17 protein-coding genes are annotated in these 19467 nt (G+C 40.9%); 15 read left to right on the top strand and 2 right to left on the bottom strand.

Annotated elements, in window-relative coordinates; translation table 11 throughout:
* From ABFG93_RS07060 to ABFG93_RS07035, 6 genes are all read left to right on the top strand, one after another.
* The gene (locus ABFG93_RS07060; protein ID WP_347552780.1) at positions 1-957 is read left to right on the top strand and encodes a thiamine pyrophosphate-dependent dehydrogenase E1 component subunit alpha; all 957 of its coding nucleotides are present in this window, start codon (positions 1-3) and stop codon (positions 955-957) included.
* Positions 957-1988: an alpha-ketoacid dehydrogenase subunit beta gene (locus tag ABFG93_RS07055; RefSeq protein ID WP_347551816.1), complete on the top strand. Its 1032-nt coding sequence runs from the start codon at positions 957-959 to the stop codon at positions 1986-1988. Before ABFG93_RS07060 ends, ABFG93_RS07055 begins: the two co-directional genes overlap by 1 nt.
* Before the next feature lie 36 nt (positions 1989-2024).
* Positions 2025-3230 (top strand): dihydrolipoamide acetyltransferase family protein, encoded by a 1206-nt coding sequence (locus ABFG93_RS07050; protein ID WP_347551814.1) that lies wholly within the window; start codon positions 2025-2027, stop codon positions 3228-3230.
* 286 nt (positions 3231-3516) lie between these two features.
* Positions 3517-4449, top strand: a complete 933-nt coding sequence (gene glaH / locus ABFG93_RS07045; protein ID WP_347552779.1) for a glutarate dioxygenase GlaH — start codon at positions 3517-3519, stop codon at positions 4447-4449.
* A 23-nt stretch (positions 4450-4472) separates the two neighbouring features.
* Positions 4473-5681, top strand: coding sequence for an L-2-hydroxyglutarate oxidase (gene lhgO / locus ABFG93_RS07040; protein WP_347551812.1), 1209 nt, complete (start codon positions 4473-4475; stop codon positions 5679-5681).
* Between the two features lie 95 nt (positions 5682-5776).
* Positions 5777-6541: an alpha/beta hydrolase gene (locus ABFG93_RS07035; RefSeq protein WP_347551810.1), complete on the top strand. Its 765-nt coding sequence runs from the start codon at positions 5777-5779 to the stop codon at positions 6539-6541.
* Positions 6542-6595: 54 nt separating this feature from the next.
* On the opposite strand, the gene ABFG93_RS07030 is transcribed toward ABFG93_RS07035, so the two are convergent.
* Positions 6596-6916, bottom strand: a complete 321-nt coding sequence (locus ABFG93_RS07030; protein WP_347551808.1) for a DUF3870 domain-containing protein — start codon at positions 6914-6916, stop codon at positions 6596-6598.
* A gap of 16 nt (positions 6917-6932) precedes the next feature.
* Complete coding sequence (locus ABFG93_RS07025; RefSeq protein WP_347551807.1) at positions 6933-7994, bottom strand: DctP family TRAP transporter solute-binding subunit; 1062 nt, start codon at positions 7992-7994, stop codon at positions 6933-6935.
* A gap of 149 nt (positions 7995-8143) precedes the next feature.
* On the opposite strand from ABFG93_RS07025, the gene ABFG93_RS07020 reads away from it, so the two are divergent.
* From ABFG93_RS07020 to pruA, 9 genes are all read left to right on the top strand, one after another.
* Positions 8144-9766 carry a sensor histidine kinase gene (locus ABFG93_RS07020; protein ID WP_347551805.1) on the top strand — a complete coding sequence of 541 codons (1623 nt, stop codon included), beginning with the start codon at positions 8144-8146 and terminating at the stop codon, positions 9764-9766.
* Positions 9741-10442, top strand: a complete 702-nt coding sequence (locus ABFG93_RS07015) for a response regulator (RefSeq protein WP_347551803.1) — start codon at positions 9741-9743, stop codon at positions 10440-10442. Before ABFG93_RS07020 ends, ABFG93_RS07015 begins: the two co-directional genes overlap by 26 nt.
* 119 nt (positions 10443-10561) lie before the next feature.
* Positions 10562-11560 (top strand): TAXI family TRAP transporter solute-binding subunit, encoded by a 999-nt coding sequence (locus ABFG93_RS07010; RefSeq protein WP_347551801.1) that lies wholly within the window; start codon positions 10562-10564, stop codon positions 11558-11560.
* Positions 11553-12059, top strand: coding sequence for a DUF1850 domain-containing protein (locus tag ABFG93_RS07005; RefSeq protein ID WP_347551799.1), 507 nt, complete (start codon positions 11553-11555; stop codon positions 12057-12059). Before ABFG93_RS07010 ends, ABFG93_RS07005 begins: the two co-directional genes overlap by 8 nt.
* Before the next feature lie 10 nt (positions 12060-12069).
* Positions 12070-14226 carry a TRAP transporter permease gene (locus ABFG93_RS07000; protein ID WP_347551797.1) on the top strand — a complete coding sequence of 719 codons (2157 nt, stop codon included), beginning with the start codon at positions 12070-12072 and terminating at the stop codon, positions 14224-14226.
* Between the two features lie 34 nt (positions 14227-14260).
* Positions 14261-15052 carry an SDR family oxidoreductase gene (locus ABFG93_RS06995; protein ID WP_347551796.1) on the top strand — a complete coding sequence of 264 codons (792 nt, stop codon included), beginning with the start codon at positions 14261-14263 and terminating at the stop codon, positions 15050-15052.
* 176 nt (positions 15053-15228) lie between these two features.
* Positions 15229-16518 (top strand): PucR family transcriptional regulator, encoded by a 1290-nt coding sequence (locus ABFG93_RS06990; RefSeq protein WP_347551794.1) that lies wholly within the window; start codon positions 15229-15231, stop codon positions 16516-16518.
* 370 nt (positions 16519-16888) lie between these two features.
* The gene (locus ABFG93_RS06985) at positions 16889-17806 is read left to right on the top strand and encodes a proline dehydrogenase (protein ID WP_347551792.1); all 918 of its coding nucleotides are present in this window, start codon (positions 16889-16891) and stop codon (positions 17804-17806) included.
* Positions 17807-17839: 33 nt separating this feature from the next.
* Positions 17840-19387 carry an L-glutamate gamma-semialdehyde dehydrogenase gene (gene pruA / locus ABFG93_RS06980; RefSeq protein WP_347551790.1) on the top strand — a complete coding sequence of 516 codons (1548 nt, stop codon included), beginning with the start codon at positions 17840-17842 and terminating at the stop codon, positions 19385-19387.
* Positions 19388-19467 lie beyond the last annotated feature (80 nt).

Here is a 19467-nt window from a genome sequence, read left to right as displayed (position 1 = left end):
ATGTTTGAGAAAATGAGTGAAATACGTCATTTTGAAGACAAAGTGCATGAAGTGTTTAGCACTGGTGTACTGCCAGGGTTTGTTCATCTTTACGCAGGAGAAGAAGCGGTAGCAGTAGGGGTGTGTGCTCACCTTGATGATCAGGATAGTATTACAAGTACGCATCGAGGACATGGTCATTGTATTGCGAAAGGCTGCGATCTCAATGGCATGATGGCTGAAATATACGGAAAGGCAACAGGGCTTTGTAACGGTAAAGGAGGATCTATGCACATTGCAGACGTGGAGAAGGGAATGCTCGGTGCGAACGGAATTGTAGGTGGTGGATTTCCACTTGCTGCAGGAGCAGCTCTAACCGCAAAAGTAAAGAAAAATAATGCAGTAGCTGTTTGTTTCTTTGGAGATGGAGCAAATAATCACGGTACATTCCATGAAGGGATTAACCTTGCTGCCATCTGGAAACTACCAGTGATTTTTATTGCAGAGAACAATGGATATGCAGAGGCAACGCCATTTGAATATGCTTCTAGCTGTACGACAATTGCAGATCGTGCTGCAGGTTATAACATACCAGGTGAAATTGTAGATGGAAAAGATATTCTCGCTGTTTATAAAGCGGCTGAACGAGCGGTGGAGCGAGCAAGGAATGGGGAAGGACCAACGCTTATTGAATGTAGAACCTACCGAAATTACGGTCACTTCGAAGGTGATGCACAGACGTATAAAGGAGCTGAAAAAACACAACACCTCGAAGCACTTGATGCGATTCAATTGTTCAGGGATTATCTCGTTAAGGAGAAGATGATGGCTGATGACGAACTTTCTGATATCGATAGCAGAGTCATTCAGGCAGTAAACAAAGCCGTTGAATTTGCTGAAAAGAGTCCTGATCCTGCACCTGAAGAACTATTGACAGATGTTTACGTGTCTTACAATTCCGATGGAGGTGAAGCGTAATGGCAAGAATCATAACATTTGCGGATGCAGTGAACGAGGCAATTCGCCTTGCGATGAGAGAGGATGAGAATGTAATCCTTATGGGTGAAGATGTTGCTGGGGGAGCGGAAGTGGATCACTTGCATGATGAGGAAGCATGGGGCGGTGTCATGGGCGTAACGAAAGGGCTTGTGCAGGAGTTTGGGAGAGAACGAATTCTAGATACGCCGATTGCAGAGGCAGGCTACATAGGGGCATCTGTTACGGCGGCCGCAACAGGATTACGTCCGATCGCAGAGCTAATGTTTAATGATTTTATTGGCAGCTGTCTTGATGAGGTGATGAACCAGGGTGCAAAGCTTCGTTACATGTTTGGTGGAAAAGCGAGAGTGCCGCTCACCATTCGTACAATGCATGGAGCAGGATTCAGAGCAGCTGCACAGCATTCCCAGAGCCTTTATGGTCTTTTTACATCCATCCCTGGCGTGAAGGTGGTTGTGCCTTCCACACCGGCTGACTGCAAAGGACTATTATTACAATCCATTTTACACGATGATGACCCTGTCATCTTCTTTGAAGATAAAACGCTATATACAATGAAAGGTGATGTTCCAGAAGGTCTTTATACCATCCCATTCGGGAAGGCAGATATTAAGCGGAAAGGATCTGATCTAACAATCATTGCGATTGGAAAGCAGGTTCATACGGCATTAAAAGCGGCTGATCAATTGGCGAAAAAGGGGATTGAGACAGAAGTTATAGATCCACGCACCCTTTCACCGCTTGATGAGGATAGTATTCTGCGTTCTGTTGAAAAAACAGGAAGACTTATTATTGTAGATGAAGCCAATCCACGATGCAGTGCAGCGACAGATTTGTCAGCACTTGTTGCTGATAAAGGTTTTGACTATCTAGATGCGCCAATCAAAATGGTAACAGCTCCTCATACACCTGTTCCATTTTCACCTGCATTAGAAGATCTTTATCTTCCAACACCCGAAAAAGTGATTCAAAAAGCTATGGAGCTTCTTGGCGAAGAAATCATTGTTTAAATTGTGGATAAGATAACTTAGGAGGGAGCTGTGTGGATGTCGCTCGAACTCATTATGCCGAAGCTTGGGATGAGTATGGAAGAAGGAACGCTTGTAGAGTGGGTAAAAGAGAAAGGAGCTCCAGTGAAAAAAGGGGAGACTGTAGCTGTCATTAGTTCTGATAAAATTGAAAAAGACATTGAATCACCTGGAGATGGGTATTTAATTGAAATGACAGCTGAGTTAAATGATGTGGTTCCTGTAGGAAAGCCAATTGGTTATATTGGTGAAGAGAGTGAGCAGGTTATTCAGCAAAGTAGTGAGTCCTCCGAAGTCAGGGAGGAAACGGCAACCTCTGTGGAGGTGCTCGATAGACCTGAACCTATCGTCTCAAAGAAAAGAAACAAGATACGAATATCTCCAGCAGCCAAAAAGCTTGCTAATAAAGTGGGGCTAAATGTAGAAGAACTGAATGGGACAGGCCCTAATGGAAGAGTGACAAGAGCAGATGTAGAAAAAGCGATTCAAAAGAAAGATCCGGTCACACCTAAGCAAACAGAAGATATTCCTGAAGAAAAGAAATCAAGAGCGGTTAAAGTTACAGGGATGAGAAAAGTAATTGCGGATCGTATGTACGATAGTCTCCAAAACTCAGCACAGCTAACCATAACAATGAAAGCAGATGTAACGAATTTAATGGAAATTCGAAAGCAGGCAAAGAGCCAGCTTGATGAAGGGCACAGACTGTCTGTGACGGATTTTATTGCAAAAGCAGCCGTGCAGGCTCTCTGTGATCATCCACAAATGAATAGTTGTTTTGTGAATGACGAAATTCAACTATATGAAAAAATTCATCTTGGAGTGGCTGTTGCGCTTAAAAAAGGGTTAATGGTACCTGTCATTCGAAATGCAAATACGATGGCACTTGGGGAACTTTCTAAAGAAATAAAAAGTGTAGGTAAGCTTGCAAAAGAAGGACAGCTCGATAATGATCAATTAATTGGATCAACATTTACGATTACGAGTCTTGGAAACTATGGCGTTGAATTTTTCACACCGGTTTTGAACCCGCCAGAGTCTGGGATTCTAGGTGTCGGTAAAGCAGAAGAAGTGCCTGAATTTGAAGGGGAGAACGTTGTGAAACGAACAAAAATCCCTTTAAGTCTAACATTTGATCACAGGGTCATAGACGGTGCACCAGCGGCTCAGTTTCTGAGTGATGTAAGGAGATTACTTGAAGCCCCATTCCGTCTGTTAATTTAGGGTTTATATTGACAGAAAAATTCAATTCATTGTAATCTTAACTTATCAGCTAATGCGTCCCTTTAGAAAGGAATCCCCTTTCAAAATCCGGACGGCAGAGCCGAATAAATAACGACTACCATAACAATAACTGTTAAAGCTGTTGAAACTCATACAGGAGTTATCACGCAGTTTGAAGCCAGTATATCTTTTCCGCAAAACAGGAGAAGTGTGCTGGCTTTTTATGTTGCATTTCATCAACCAGGTAGTGAAAACAACTATTAAAGGAGAGAAGTGTATGTGTGCAATGAATCTTTCAAGCGTAAAACAGAATGAGAGAATCGCAAAAAAGGGGCAAGGATATCAGATTAAACCGAGTTCTGTCCATGAGCGATTGTATGTCGTTGAACTAGAGCAGCAGGTGATCAACTGTTTTTTTGAAGAGGTCCGCGGCATTAATAGCCAGCAGTTAGAATATATCCCTTACATGCGATTTATTTTGACCGATAAGCTTTCGAGTCTTCTGGATGAAGACTTTCAGAAATCCGTCCGAGCAATTCTCCATGATCGACATACTGGCGGGTTTACCGTTGGTGTGAACCAGCAGACAACTGATCCTGAGGATTACGTAAAGTTTTCAACAGCCTTTTCACACCTCATTGGGATACCGAATTTCGATGCAATGTCAGGAAACTACTATGCTCGTTTCTCCGTTAAGCATACGGATAATAGTGATTCTTACCTGCGCCAGGCGTATCGGCTGTTCACCCTTCATACGGATGGGACGTATGTAGATGAGGCAACAGATTGGTTATTGATGATGAAGTTTGATGAGCAAAATGCAGTGGGAGGACGTTCACGACTTCTTCACCTTGATGATTGGGAAGAGCTTGATCGATTCTATAAGCATCCGATGGCATTGCAGCGTCTTATCTATAAAGCACCCCCAAGCAAAAATGTGGTGAAAGAAGTGTTCCGAACCACGTTCTACGAACAAAACAATGAACCTTGCATCTGCTTTATTGATCAGTTCGTTCATCCAGAAAACCTTGAGCAGGCAAACTACTTGAATGAGCTCTCAAGCTCAATGGAGAATTCATCTGCAACGAAAGGACTTGAGCTTCCATCAGGAGAATTGATAATGTTGAACAATCGTTTCTGGCTCCACGGTCGGGAAGCATTCGAAGAAAATACAAGACTGCACAGGGAACTGTTACGACAGCGTGGTAGATTTGCTTGATTCGAGTTGGAGGGAGCATATAGATGTATGATTATGTAGTCATTGGAGGCGGGATCGTTGGCTTATCAACAGCTTTTTCGATTCATAAGCGTTATCCACATGCAAAACTGGCAGTTGTCGAAAAGGAGAAGGGATGGGCGAGTCATCAAACTGGAAGAAACAGTGGTGTGATTCACTCAGGGATTTACTATAAGCCAGGCAGTATGAAAGCAACATTAGCGAAAAAGGGCAGTGACTCAATGGTTCGCTTCTGTCAGGAAAACGACATCGCTCATGATGTGTGCGGTAAAGTGATTGTGGCAGTGGATGAAACAGAACGGGAAAATATGAATCACCTGTATAAGCGCGGTCTACAGAATGGACTGCAGGTGCAAAAGCTATCCAAAAAAGGGCTTCTTGAGATTGAACCCCATGTTAATGGAGTGGAAGGGATTAAGGTGTCTTCCACTGGTATTGTTGATTACAAGAAGGTGACAGAGAAGCTAGCAGACATCCTGTCGAAACGAGGGATTGATCTGCTTCCTGGAACCACGGTAACAAATATTGAGGAACATACTGATGAAGCAGTTTTGGATACATCAAATGGAACTATTAATACTCAGTTCCTTATAAACTGCGCAGGTCTTCATAGTGACCGGGTCGCAAGGCTAGCTGACATTTATACAGATCTTAAAATTGTTCCATTCAGAGGTGAGTACTTTGAACTTAAGAAAGAGAAAAGCCATCTTGTTCGGAACTTAATTTATCCGGTTCCAAATCCAGATTTTCCGTTTCTGGGTGTCCACCTGACACGAATGATGGATGGTACCATTCATGCCGGGCCAAATGCGGTACTAAGCCTGAAGCGGGAGGGATACGGTAAGCTCTCATTCAATTCAAAAGATGCCTTTGATGTGCTGACGTTTGAAGGATTCTGGAAAATGGCAGGAAGTAATATGAAGGAAGGCTTAAAAGAACTGGTGCGTTCATTTCATCGAAAATCGTTTGTGAAAAGTCTTCAGCGCCTTGTTCCTGAGATTCAAGAAGGAGATGTAGTTCCAACTCATTCCGGTGTAAGGGCTCAGGCGCTTTTAAAAAATGGTCAGCTTGTGGACGACTTCTTTATTATTCCTGGAAAACGTTCCATTCACGTCTGCAATGCACCTTCTCCTGCTGCTACGGCATCATTAGAGATTGGGGAAGTTATTGCAGGGAAGGTACCATCACTAACTAGAAAGATGATTCGATTATAGAAGTAAATCGCCGGGTATACTCGGCGGTTTACTTTTTTTGAGAAGGAGCAGGTTGATTTTGCTATAACTTTACCTATTGAGTGGAGGAGATGAAGGTGCTTTTTAAAACAAGTTATTTTATACCAGCGTTTAATGAGGAGCGAATGATCAGAATTTACTTACCTGATACGTACGATCAAACGAGTGCTATTTATCCAGTTCTCTATATGCACGACGGACAAAATGTGTTTGATGATGAAGGAGCGGTTGGAGGAAGATCTTTGCGTCTTAAAGACTATCTTGATCGCAATAAAGTGCAGCTTATTGTCGTTGCCATTGATTCTGGCGCTAATCGAATGGTGGAATATCGTCTCTGGCCACCGGGTGAACTGAGCGAGAAGCTAACAGGGAGAAGCGAATCTCTAGATGCGAAAGGGCGGGAATATATTGACTTTATTGCTAAGGATTTAAAGGAGTATATTGATGACACATACCGCACTCGTAAAGAATCGAATTATATGGCAGGAATCTCGCTAGGAGGACTAATTACGACGTATGCTTTATGTCGATACCCGAGTGTTTTCAGTAGAGGAGCAGGCATATCATCAGGATTTTTCCGTAATCAAGAAGAATTAGAGAAGTTCATCGGGTTATCAAATTTATCAACTATTGATCGTCTATATCTTGATTGTGGTACATCTGAATCGAGTGATGGTCGAATTAATCAAGCGTTCTATGATTCAAATGAACGAATCTATCGCTTATTAAAAGAGAAGCTGGATTGCATTGAATTTAATGTGGTTGAGAATGGAGAACACAAGTATGAATCATTCAGCGACAGAGTTGAAAAAGTGATGACATTCTTGATGGATGAAAACTGATAAAGTAGATTAGAAGAGGCAGAGGGCAAATCCTCTGATTTGCCCTCTGCCTATTTAGTTGCGTAGAGGCTCTGGATGCATGTCATATTGTTTATGAGCATCTTTAAGAGCGGCAGCTAAAGCATTCCCAGCTTTACCGAGGTAGCCTTCCTTAAGTTGATGAAGTGGTTCGTTCACACCATCTTTAAGACTGAAGCCTTTCAACAGCTGTTTAACGAATTGTTTACTATGCTCAGTTGCGAGTGTACATGAAGCATCGACAATCACGCCGTACTTTTTGTCAATCTCAAGGGTAAGGGTTAGCGTATCAGATATGTTGTTTGCGGCCATTCCAGTTGGTAGTTTTGAATGGCCAGCGACGAAAATAGTGTTCATTAGTACGACCTCCTAATTATGGTGAAGAATAGTGCTCTTGAATTCGCTTGATTTCTTTTAAGAGAGATGGAGAAATTGACTTTTCCGCATGAATATAAACGGGCATAAATCTTTTTTTCCATTTCTTTTTCTGTTCGTTTGTTAGTACATCGATTTTTATATCAGAAGTTCGTTTCAGTTCTCTAATATGGCTATCGTTAATCTCAATCGAATGTCTTCGAATCCAATCAGTTGTTTCTTCCATTGATGTTGTTATTGTTTTTTGGTGTGACTCAGAAAGCTTGTTCCAGAATTGTTCATTAATGATGACTGCATAGCCTAAATAGGCATGATTGCTAATGGTCATAAACTGTTGTTCTTCATAAAATTTTTTTGAGTAAATATTTGAGGCGGTGTTTTCCTGTCCATCAACAAAGTCCACCTCAAGGTTTTGATATGTTTTATTGAATGAAAGTTCACTTGTGCTTGCATTTACAGCCTCAAACTGAGCTTCGATAATGGGACCAGGCATAGTTCGGAAATGTAACTGATCCATATCTTCAGGTTCTATGATTGGACGTTTATCATTAGTGAACTGTTTGAAACCGTTATACCAGAAACCAAGACCCTCTCCTTTTGATTGAGAAAGATCGTTTAATAACTTCTCTCCAATCTTCCCTTCATAAGCTTCCTGGACAGCTTTATTATTTGGAAAAGCATAAGGGAGGTCTAACACTTGCCAGTTAGGAAAAAGCGTGGATAATTTTGCAGTAGCAGGTGCAATCATTTCAACTTTTCCATCTGTTAGAGCTTCCCATTCATTTTGATCCTGAAAGAGCTCTGCATTTGAGTAGATTTCCACTTGGATTTCATTATTTGTTTTTGCTTGAACTGATTTTGCAAAATAACGAGCTGCCATGCCCTTCGGGGTGTTTTCAGCCGCTACATGACTAAACCGAATGATTACCTGTTCACTTATCCCTTCCTGGTCATCGTCATATTCAATTGGTGAAGTACCACTTGCAAGGTTAAAACCAAAGAAGAGAGCCGTTAAAACTCCGGCAAGAATGAATGAAGAAATAATTACTATTGTTTTCATAGGCTCCCCTATTCCGTAAGCGTTTCCAATAGTTTATCATAGTTTATAACGTCAAAAGGCAATCATTTTACATTTACTGTACGATAATAAGTGTATTTGAATACAAGATCTAGTGATTGATTAACGAATGATGGAAGGATGTAACTTCAATGGCACGCAGAGTACCAATTAAAGCAAAGATTATGATTCTATCGTTCGGTGTTGTACTCTTTTCAATCATCATTGCTGGAATCATTGCGACAGGGAAAATTTACGAAGAGAATGAAAATAAATTGGGTGAAAAGGGATTAAGTACGGGGAGAATTGTTGCGAATCTCCCTGAAGTCCAACAGTCCCTAGTTGAAAGTGAAGGATGGTATCAAATTAATCCGATTGTTAATCAAATTCGGACAGTTAATGGAGCGGATTACATTGTTGTTTTAGATGCTAATCGGATCCGTTACTCACACCCTGTCGAAGAGAAACTAGGAACTGTTTCAGCTGGGAAAGACGAAGGAGCGGCTTTTGCAGAACATAGTTATGTTTCAAAAGCGAAAGGAGAAATGGGTGTAGCCATACGCTCGTTTGTCCCCATTATGAATAAAAAGCATGAACAAATTGGTGTAGTTGTTGTTGGGAATATGCTCCCGGGTATAGCAAGCGTCATTCTAAGTATTAAATCAGAACTTATCCTTATTGCTTTCCTAGCTTTAGGGTTTGGGATGATCGGCTCCTGGCTTCTTGCAAGACAAATTAAGAAAGAAACATTCCAACTAGAACCTTATGAAATTTCCAGACTCCTAATGGAGCGAACAGCCACTTTCCAAGCAATGAATGAAGGTGTAATAGCTGTTGATTTGCAGGGGAAGATTATGATTTTTAATGATAAGGCAAAACACATTCTAGATATTATAGATGATGTGATAGACATGTCTATTGATGAAGTATTAAGCAATTCTAAGCTTAAAGAGGTTCTGACAGGAGAGCAAGCTCTTGATAGAGAAGAAGTTACATCCGGAAGAAAGGTGCTAATGATCAGCCGAGTACCAATATCTGTTGGAGAGGAAATAGTAGGGACAGTTTCGGTTTTTCAGGATCGCACAGAAGTTGCGCAGATGGCGGAAGAATTAACTGGAGTCAAAAATTTTGTTGAAGCTTTAAGGGTTCAAAATCATGAATCTATGAATCGCCTACATACTATTGCTGGCCTAATTCAACTTGATCAAAAAGAAAAGGCGTTAAATTATGTTTTTGATGTTTCTCAAAAAGATGAAGAGCTTTCAGGATTTTTAAGCAAGAACGTTAAAGATTACCGCATTTCGGGATTGCTCATCAGTAAAATGAAAAGAGCAAAAGAATTAGGAATTGAGCTTTCAATAAATCAAAACAGTAGAATGGAAAGGGCTCCACAATTAATAGATAGCCATGATATTGTACTTGTAATTGGGAATTTAATTGAAAATGCGTTTCATTCATTTAAAGGCCTGGAACGTAAAGAGAGAATAATTGAAATTAGTTTAATCGAATATGAGGGTGAGTTTGTCATTACTGCTGAAGATAATGGTTGCGGAATTCCAATGGCAATTCAGGATAGAGTGTTAACTAGAGGTTTTACTACGAAAGGAAGTCAAGGTAGTGGACTTGGGCTATATCTTATAAAGCGAACGATTGAAAAAGGAAAAGGAGAAATTTATTTAACTTCTCATGAAGGAGAAGGAACGAGTATAGAGCTAGTTTTACCGATGAAGGATGGGGAGGATGAGAGGCTTGAAGATCAACGTTTTATTAATTGAAGACGACCCAATGGTTCAGGAAGTGAATCGTCAATTTATCGAACGAGTTGATGGTTTTCAAGTTATAGGAGTTGGGAATACAGGAGAAGAGGGAATTGTACTTGCAAAGAAGCTTAAACCCGACCTAATTATTCTAGATGTTTACATGCCTGAAAAAAACGGTATTCAAACATTAAAGTTAATTAGAAGAGAAGGTTTAAATGTGGAAGTGATTGCGATAACAGCTGCAAATGATCGCGAAACTATCCAAACGATGCTACACCATGGCGCGCGAGATTATATTATTAAACCATTTAAATTCGAAAGACTCCATCAAGCATTACGAGAATTTCTACTATATAAATCCAGATTAAGTGCGAGTGGAAAACTGTCCCAAGAAGAGCTCGATCAGTTGAATGGTTCTTCAGTTCAAAGTGAAATAGATATGTCAGTAAGTGCTCAGTTGCCAAAAGGATTAAATCATCAGACAATGAAACAAATCATTCATTATATGGAAAAGCAGGCGCAGCCACTTTCTGCTGAAGAAGCAGCGGATGGGCTAGGAATTGCAAGAGTGACAGCGAGAAGATACCTCGATAACCTTCAAAAAACAGGGAAAGTCCACCTGAATATTCAATACGGAGGGGTGGGGAGACCGCTCAACCGCTATTCATTGTGGAAGAGTTCTTCTAAATAAAAGAAGGGCTCTTTTTATTGACCAAAAAGACCAAAAAGTCCAATATGTTCTAAATATTTAAAATAATAATTGTAAGCGTTAACATCAAACTAGCAAACAATGAAGCGGAGGAGATTAATTTGAAATCAAAAGTACTTGTTACCCTAATGCTTGCACTTGCTATGATTCTTTCAGCCTGCGGGGGAGGAAATTCAGCAGGTGGAAATAGTAGTGAGGATTCTTCAGGTTCTTCACAATCACTCGTATTTGGCACAGGCGGAACATCAGGGTCTTACTATCCAATTGGAGGAGCGCTTAAACCTATTTTCGAACAGAGTGAGTCTGTTGGGAATATTACAGTAGAATCAACAGGAGCTTCGGTAGCAAATATTCAAAACATCCAAGATGGCTTGAATCAAATGGCTATTGTAATGAGTGATGTCGCTTATGATGCCGTAGAAGGTAAAGGGCAATTTGAAGGAAAGAAAGTAGATATTAAGGCGCTAGCTGGCATGTATCCTAATGTTGTTCAAATCGTTGCAACTAAAGATAGCGGGATTGAGACGGTAGAAGATTTGAAAGGGAAAAAAGTAGGTGTTGGAAAAGTAGGTTCCGGGGTTGAACAAAGTGCACAAAAAGTACTTGAAGCCGTAGACTTAACTTATGACGACCTTTCTAAAGTAACTCACACTGGCTATGCAGATAGTGTTCAAGAAATGAAAAATGGTAATCTGGATGCAGCATTCTTCACCTCAGGTGTACCTAACAGCAATATTACTGACCTAATGCAACAAAATGAAATCACTTTTGTGGAAATTAAAGGAGATACGGCTGAAGCTCTTAAGGAAAAGTACCCTTTCTACAAAGATTATACAATTCCGGCTGGCGATGAAGCTAAATATAATCTTGAAAATGAAGTTGTAACAGTTGGTATTCAAAACATGATTATTGTATCTGCTGATCTAGAAGAAGAATTGGTACAGGATCTAACAAAACGATATTATGATTATCTTGGTTCAGATGAAGTAGCGGTAGGAGTTTTGAAACAGCTTGATCGTGATGAGATCGCTAAAGGTCTTATAGCTCCGCTTCATCCAGGTGCAGAGGCATTTTATGAGGAACAAGGCATACTTGAATAGAAAAAAACGGGGGCATCGAATCGGTGCTCCCGTTTTTAGAAAGATAGTTTTTGTGATTACGGTCCTTTGTATCACTTTGTTATTAATCCCCATTCAAGTTCTTATAATTGAAGGAAAGGAAAACAATGAAGCCATTTATATAGGGGCATCAGACTTTACGCTTCAATGGGAACATTCTGTAGAAAAGGAAGAGTGGGAGGAGTTTTTTGTACTTAACGATTCCGGTATTCTTCTCACTCATACACGGTTTAAAACCTTTGGAGCAGGTGTGCCAAGTGATGCTGGTACCAATTCTTTTATCAAAAATGGTTGGGTGTACATGACAGGTATTAATCGTGTAATTGGAAACAGTCTTTATTTCCGTACTGGCAACACAACGAAACACCGAATAACGGTAGATGGACAAAGCGACAAGCTTAAGGCAAACAGTTCTTATCATGTGACTGTTAAACAACTTAACCTGATTAAAGCTTTGCTATATAAAATACAAGTTAGATGAGGTGAGGATTTTGGAAGAGAAAAATAAGAAAGAAGCAGCTGATTATGATCGTGAAAGTAGTATAAGGTCAATTCCGCATTCTAAGATGAAATACGTTGTAACTATATTAGCAGCAGGATTAGGCCTATTTCATCTCTATACGTCTTATGCAGGTTCACTGGTGGATATTCAACAGCGGAGTATTCATCTCTATACCCTTATGGCGTTGGGATTTTTAGTATATCCATTTATGAAAAAGAATGCTGGTAAACGTATACCAATTTACGATTATCTTCTTTTCATTCTTTCCATGTCCGTAGGTATTTATATGCTTTTTACAGCTGAACGAATTATTCAGTCTGGCGGTCAAATTAATTCAATGGATTTTACTGTTGGCATTGTTATTATCTTACTTTTACTTGACATAACAAGAAGAATAACAGGTTGGGGGCTTACTTTACTTGGAACCGCATTTCTCATTTACGGCTTTTATGTGAAGCTTTCGATTTACCCCCAGCTAACTGAGCAAGTTATCCTGAGTGTTTCTAAACAAATTATTTCACAACTTGTTTACATAACAGAAGGGATTCTCGGGACAGCAATTGGAGTATCTGCAAGCTATATTATCCTTTTTATTCTATTTGGAGCGTTCTTAAGTAGATCGGGAATGGGACAGCTTTTTAATGATCTTGCTTTAGCGGTTGCAGGGCATACAAAAGGTGGTCCAGCAAAAGTAGCTGTAATAGCAAGCGGATTCCTTGGATCGATTAATGGATCTGCTATAGCTAATGTCGTAACGACAGGTGCATTTACTATTCCTCTTATGAAGAAGATTGGCTACCACCGTAACTTTGCCGGTGCTGTCGAATCGGCGGCAAGTGTAGGTGGTCAAATTCTACCGCCGATAATGGGAGCTGCTGCCTTTATTATGGCGGAGAACTTGAATGTTCCATATACAAAAATAATTCTTGCGGGGATTATTCCTGCAGTTCTATTTTATATCGGTATTTTATTACAGGTGCATTTTAGGGCAGCCAAAAGAGGTTTGAAAGGTTTACCTAAGAGCGAGCTTCCTACTGTAAAAGATGTATTGATTGAACGGGGACACCTTATTATTCCTATGCTTTTTCTACTTTACCTATTATTTTCAGGAAAAACGCCTTTCTTTGCAGCTTTCTGGTCGATTATTGCAACGGTCATTATTTCTGCCTCTAGAAAAATGCTTCCGCTCATCATGCTGTTAGGAATATTTTTAATCTTCCAGCCTCAAGTCACATCTTTATTATTAGGAAATTCTTTACCTAATGTAAGGGGCGACTGGTGGGAGCTAATGATAATTGTCGTCTTGCCTTTTATCATTAATGTATGGAGAAGAATCCTTAAGCTTGAAGCTGAAGAAATAGGTATTATGGATAGTGTTCAAGCGCTTGAGGAAGGCGCGAAAACAACAATTCCCGTTGCGATTGCATGTGGTGCAGTTGGTATTGTAGTTGGGATCGCTTCACTTACAGGAGTGGCACTTGAAATTGCAAACAGTATTGTAAGCATCGGTTCGATGGTAAATAGTCCGTTAATCCAATTGATTATTACACTTATCCTTGCGATGATTACTTCCATCATCCTAGGTATGGGTCTTCCTAGTATCCCGACCTATATTATTACAAGTACAATGGCTGCGCCTATCTTGCTCCAATTACCATTGTTTAGAGAACTTGCAGGTTCTCCGGAAACGGCCATTTTTGTTGCTCATATGTTTGTATTCTATTTCGGTATATTTGCTAACATTACTCCTCCTGTTGCGCTTGCTGCTTTCGCTGGGGCGGGAATTAGTGGAGGAGATCCGAATAAAACCGGCTTTCAGGCAATGAAGCTAGCAATAGCTGGTTTTATCGTCCCGTTCATGTTCGTCTTTTCCCACGAAATGCTCATGGTGGATGCGACGTTTATGAATGTCCTGGTCATTGCAGTTACATCGCTAATAGGTGTTTTTCTCCTTTCAGTAACTGCAGAAGGTTACTTCCTTACAACATTACCATTCTGGTTCAGGGTATTAACAGGTATTGGTGCAATGCTGTTAATCTATCCTGGTATTATCACTGATGTTATTGGTGGTATAATCTTCATTATCATTATGGCTAAGAACTTCTTGTCAAGAAAGCAAGCCACTGAAAGTTCGATATCGACTTAATAATTTCGAATAACCACTTGAAAGGATGGTCAATATGGATCTCAACTTAAAAGGAAAATCAGTCGTCGTCACAGCGGCAAGCAAGGGACTTGGAAAAGCTACTGCAAGGGCATTTGCCGAAGAGGGAGCGCATGTTATCCTTTCTAGTCGAAATGAAGACGAGTTACAGAAGGCATGCGAAGAAATCAATGAAGAGACAGGAAATGATCAGGTCAAGTGGAAGATTTGCGATGTCACGAAGGGAGAAGATATAAACGAATTAATGGCATATGCAGTCAAAACGAACGGTACCGTGGATGTTTTGATCAACAATGCAGGGGGTCCTCCAGCAGGTGGTTTTGAGAAATTCAGTGATAAAGATTGGCAGAATGCCTTTGAATTAAATCTATTAAGCTTTGTTCGAACGTCCAGAGCGGTCATTCCTTACATGAAGGAACAGGGAAGCGGCCGCATTCTGAATATCGCATCTTCTTCTATTAAACAGTCACTGGATAACCTGATTCTATCGAATACATTTCGCGCAGGCATTGTTGGATTTGCGAAGAGTTTGTCTCAGGAATACGCAGAACATAATATTTTAGTAAATACGGTAGGTCCTGGACGTATTGCAACAGACCGGGTAGAGCAGCTCGATCAAATCAGGGCAGATCAGTTAAGGATGACTGTTGCCGATTTAAAAGGTCAGGTGGAGAAATCAATCCCGATTAAACGGTATGGTGAACCAGATGAATTTGCGAAGATGGTTGTTTTTCTCGCTTCGGGTGCTAATACTTATGTGACTGGGCAGTCGCTAGTTGTAGATGGCGGTCTCGTGAAGGCACTATAAAAGTCAGAGGGACGTAACTGTTGTTGCGTCCTTTTTCCTTTATAATTACCTCCAAAACGTTTTTCTTTTAGGGAGAAATCGATATAATAAGAATAAGAGTGAACAAACAAGCACTTATTCTGGAATTGCTAAAACCCTTTGGTTTCGATGCAATTGGCGGTACAGGGGAGGGTTACATGATGGTAGAAGCAAAAGAACGCATTCTAGAAGCTACAGATATTCATAAAGCAACTGAAATGATCAGCATTGCAACAAATAAGCCGGTCATTATTGAAAATAAAAACTTCGAGCTTATTTCATATAGCACGGCATCGGAAAGCTTTGATCAAACGCAACAGAAAACCATTTTATATAAGAAATGTCCGGTTTTCATCATCGATCGTCTGAAAAAGGAAGGCATTGTTCAACAGCTTGAGAGTAATGAAGCGCCGATCCGGATTGCTCCCATTGAGGAGATCGGCTTTTATCAACGAGTTGTCGTGAAAGCGGTTTATGAAGAACGGACAATGGGATATTTATGGGTTCAGGAAACGAACAGCCCGCTGACTGAGGAAGAGGTTACGTTTCTTACTGAGATCACACCGCACATTGGAAAACTGATTCATGATTCCTACCAAAAAGGAAAAGAGCATGAAGGGAAACAAGAGAAGCTGCTGTGGAACGTGCTTCTTCATGAATATGAAAGTGAAAATCAAATGCGCCGTAAAGCCCAGGTTGCAAGCTTGCCATTACCTGAACGCTTTTCAGTACTGGTCATGTCCATTGCAGAACCCGCCCAGGAACCACTTTTAAATGAAGTTCTTGAGCTTCTTTCACGGTTTAAACGTCATAAGATTCAAGTCCTTAAAACAGAGCTTCAGATTGTAGCGGTGATCTCAGGAGATAAGGACCGGAAATCTTCTGCAATTGAAAATAGTCGTGAGCTGGTGGAATACGTGAAGAGTGCGCTCACTCATGAGGAATTTTATTCGTTTCTCATCGGCATCGGGAAAGAGTATGTGGATTTGATTGAGATGAGAAAGAGCTTTCTTGAAGCGCTTGAAGTGATCGAGACGGCTGATTTTATCGGACCAAGGCCAGATGTGATGCCGCGCGAGTTCTCGAAACTGGGAGTTTACCGATATCTTGCGGCCCTTTATGAAAAAAACAATACCGAGCATTATTTTAATCAGAACTTGTTAAATCTAATGGAGAAGGATTCGGTGAGCCACTCGAGCCTGCTAAAGACGCTTGAGGTGTACTTGTCGAACAATGGAAAAGGGAAAAGCACAGCAGCTGAGTTGTTCATCCATCCGAATACGCTGAATTACCGAATGAAGCAAATTCAATATTTAACAGACATTGATTTTGACGATTTTAATATGAAAAGTCACATTTATATTGAATTGTTGTTGCTTAACAATATCCCATCTTACTACAACCGGTATCTTGCGGCTGTAGAGGAGCAAAAAAGCACTTCGAAATAATGGTGGCTGGGGGATGCTGGACGAATCATATATATTTTAGCCAAACCGAGAAGCTGCCCCATTGTAGCTTCTTTTACTTTGAAATAGAATCGCGCATAGCCTCATCTAAAGCAGGTCTCTTCGCTTGGTTATTCAAACACAAAGAGCGTGTTCAAATTGAATGCCTCCAGTGCCTGTCGAGTCTAAACGGAGGCTTCCGCTTTTCTCATTGTGATTAAACCACAAAAAGACGTGGAAACTATTGTGTTTCCAACACGTTGTCAGATGGGGCTTGAAATCGATATAATCTTCACAAGAAAACAAAAACTTTTCAAGAGTTAGTTTGCTAGATGAATGATTGAAGATAAAGGTTTAAAGGAGCGTGGTAGAGTTGGAAGCTATCAATAAGAGCTTTTTCCTTTTTCTCGCCAACAGGCCTTTACTCGATCGGCTCGCAAAGCGATGGGGTAGTAAATTTGGGGCTGATAAGATTGTTGGCGGTGAAACCTTTGAGCATGCTGTGCCACTTATTCAGAACTTAAACAGTCAGGGATTGCGAGTGACGGTTGATCATCTTGGTGAATTCGTTGCTTCAGATGCAGAAGCAAGAGAACGAACCCTCGAATGTATTCAGACGATTCGCATGATCAGTGCTCACGATTTAAATTCTCAGATGTCATTAAAAGTCACATCTCTCGGTCTTGATATTAGTCATGATCTTGCATGGGGTAACATGATTCAAATCATGGAAGAAGCCGTGAAGCATGATGTGTTTGTGACGATTGACATGGAAGATTCATCACGAACTCAGGCAACGCTTGATCTCTACAAAGCATTAAAACAGAAATACAACAACATCGGTACCGTTATCCAGTCCTACTTATACCGATCAGATCAGGATCTGGATTATCTAAACGAAGTGAAACCAATTTTACGCCTTGTAAAAGGGGCTTACAAAGAATCAGCAAAAGTTGCTTTTCCTGATAAATCAGATGTGGATCATAACCTGAAGCAGCTGATTAAGAAGCAATTATTGAATGGACATTATACAGCGATTGCAAGTCATGACGATGCCATTATCAATTTCACGAAGGAACTGGTGAAAGAGTATGGCATCACGAAAGATCAATTCGAGTTTCAGATGCTTTATGGCATGCGAAGTCAGAGTCAGCTCGATCTTCTAGCTGAAGGATACACGGTAAGAGTATACCTCCCATATGGGAATGATTGGTATGGGTATTTTATGCGGCGGTTAGCGGAACGTCCTGCGAACATCGCCTTTGCTTTCAATGGATTGTTCAAAAAATAATATTATTTTTAAATTTGAAAGGGGAATTTACTCATGGTAGTACCATACAAACACGAACCGTTCACTGATTTTACTGTTAAGGAAAACAAGAAAGCTTTCGAAGAGGCGCTTAAAGTAGTGAAAGAAGAGCTTGGTAAAGATCATGACTTGCTGATCAATGGCGAGCGTGTAAGCACAGAAGACAAAATTGTCTCCATTAACCCTGCAAACAAAGAGCAGGTAGTTGGGCGCGTATCAAAAGCGACAAAAGAACATGCGGAGAGAGCGATTCAAGCAGCTGATGACGCATTTGAAGGATGGAGAAAATGGACGCCGCGCGCTCGTGCTGAACTTCTGTTCCGTGCAGCAGCCATCGTGCGTAGACGTAAGCATGAATTTTCTGCTTATCTCGTATATGAAGCAGGAAAGCCATGGAAAGAAGCGGATGCGGATACAGCTGAAGCGATTGATTTCATGGAATACTATGCGCGTCAAATGATCGAACTTGGTGAAGGGAAAGCAATTGAAAGCCGCCCTGGCGAGCAGAACCGATATGTATACACACCAAGCGGTGTAGCTCTTGTTATCCCTCCTTGGAACTTTGCGTTTGCGATTATGGCTGGAACAGCAGTAGCACCACTTGTTACAGGTAACACGGTCCTTCTTAAGCCTGCAAGTGCAACGCCAGTTATTGCAGCGAAATTCGTAGAAGTGCTTGAAGAAGCCGGGCTTCCAAAAGGCGTACTGAACTTTGTACCGGGTAGCGGTGCTGAAGTGGGCGACTATCTTGTTGATCACCCGAAAACTTCGATCATCACATTCACTGGTTCAAGAGAAGTCGGCACACGCATTTATGAGCGCGCAGCGAAAGTACAGCCAGGTCAACAGCACTTAAAGCGTGTTATTGTTGAGATGGGCGGAAAAGATACAATCATCGTTGATAAAGATGCTGATCTTGAGCTTGCTGCACAAGCGATTGTCGTATCAGCATTCGGTTTCTCTGGACAGAAATGTTCAGCAGGTTCACGTTCAGTTATTCTTAAAGAGGTATACGATCAAGTTCGTGACCGTGTAGTTGAACTAACGAATGAGCTTACAATGGGCGAAACAACAGGTCCAGAAGTGTACATGGGACCAGTCATTGATCAGGCTTCATTTGATAAAATTATGAGCTATATCGAAATTGGAAAAGAAGAAGGTCGTCTTGTAGCAGGCGGAGAAGGCGATGACTCAAAAGGATATTTCATTAAACCAACCGTGTTTGCTGACCTTGCACCTAAGTCACGCATACAGCAGGAAGAAATTTTCGGACCGGTTGTTTGCTTAACGAAAGCGGATAATTTTGATGAAGCAATTGAAATCGCGAACAATACGGAATACGGCCTAACAGGTGCTGTAATTACGAATAACCGTGCACATATCGAACAAGCGAAAATGGACTTCCACGTTGGGAACCTGTACTTTAACCGTAATTGTACGGGTGCCATTGTTGGATACCACCCATTTGGTGGATTCAAAATGTCAGGTACAGATTCAAAAGCAGGTGGACCGGATTACCTTGGACTTCACATGCAGGCAAAAACTGTTTCAGAAATGTTTTAAGCTCGTATAGAACTAGTCATCACAATAAGGAGGCTGTCACCTAAAAGAATTTAAATAGGTGACAGCCTCTGTTTGATTTC

It is taken from the genome of Pseudalkalibacillus hwajinpoensis, assembly GCF_039851965.1.
Lineage (GTDB): Bacteria > Bacillota > Bacilli > Bacillales > Guptibacillaceae > Guptibacillus > Guptibacillus hwajinpoensis_E.
Note: the sequence above shows the minus strand (reverse complement) of the source record. Positions and strands in the feature narration are given on the sequence as shown.

What these genes read in the sequence shown, in the direction of transcription:
- ABFG93_RS07050 (WP_347551814.1), top strand. Translation starts at nt 2,025, where the DNA reads ATGTCGCTCGAACTCATTATGCCGAAGCTTGGGATGAGTATGGAAGAA.
- glaH (WP_347552779.1), top strand. Translation starts at nt 3,517, where the DNA reads ATGAATCTTTCAAGCGTAAAACAGAATGAGAGAATCGCAAAAAAGGGG.
- ABFG93_RS06990 (WP_347551794.1), top strand. Translation starts at nt 15,229, where the DNA reads ATGATGGTAGAAGCAAAAGAACGCATTCTAGAAGCTACAGATATTCAT.
- ABFG93_RS07060 (WP_347552780.1), top strand. Translation starts at nt 1, where the DNA reads ATGTTTGAGAAAATGAGTGAAATACGTCATTTTGAAGACAAAGTGCAT.
- ABFG93_RS06995 (WP_347551796.1), top strand. Translation starts at nt 14,261, where the DNA reads ATGGATCTCAACTTAAAAGGAAAATCAGTCGTCGTCACAGCGGCAAGC.
- ABFG93_RS07055 (WP_347551816.1), top strand. Translation starts at nt 957, where the DNA reads ATGGCAAGAATCATAACATTTGCGGATGCAGTGAACGAGGCAATTCGC.
- ABFG93_RS07030 (WP_347551808.1), bottom strand. Translation starts at nt 6,916, where the DNA reads ATGAACACTATTTTCGTCGCTGGCCATTCAAAACTACCAACTGGAATG.
- ABFG93_RS07020 (WP_347551805.1), top strand. Translation starts at nt 8,144, where the DNA reads ATGGCACGCAGAGTACCAATTAAAGCAAAGATTATGATTCTATCGTTC.
- lhgO (WP_347551812.1), top strand. Translation starts at nt 4,473, where the DNA reads ATGTATGATTATGTAGTCATTGGAGGCGGGATCGTTGGCTTATCAACA.
- ABFG93_RS07025 (WP_347551807.1), bottom strand. Translation starts at nt 7,994, where the DNA reads ATGAAAACAATAGTAATTATTTCTTCATTCATTCTTGCCGGAGTTTTA.
- pruA (WP_347551790.1), top strand. Translation starts at nt 17,840, where the DNA reads ATGGTAGTACCATACAAACACGAACCGTTCACTGATTTTACTGTTAAG.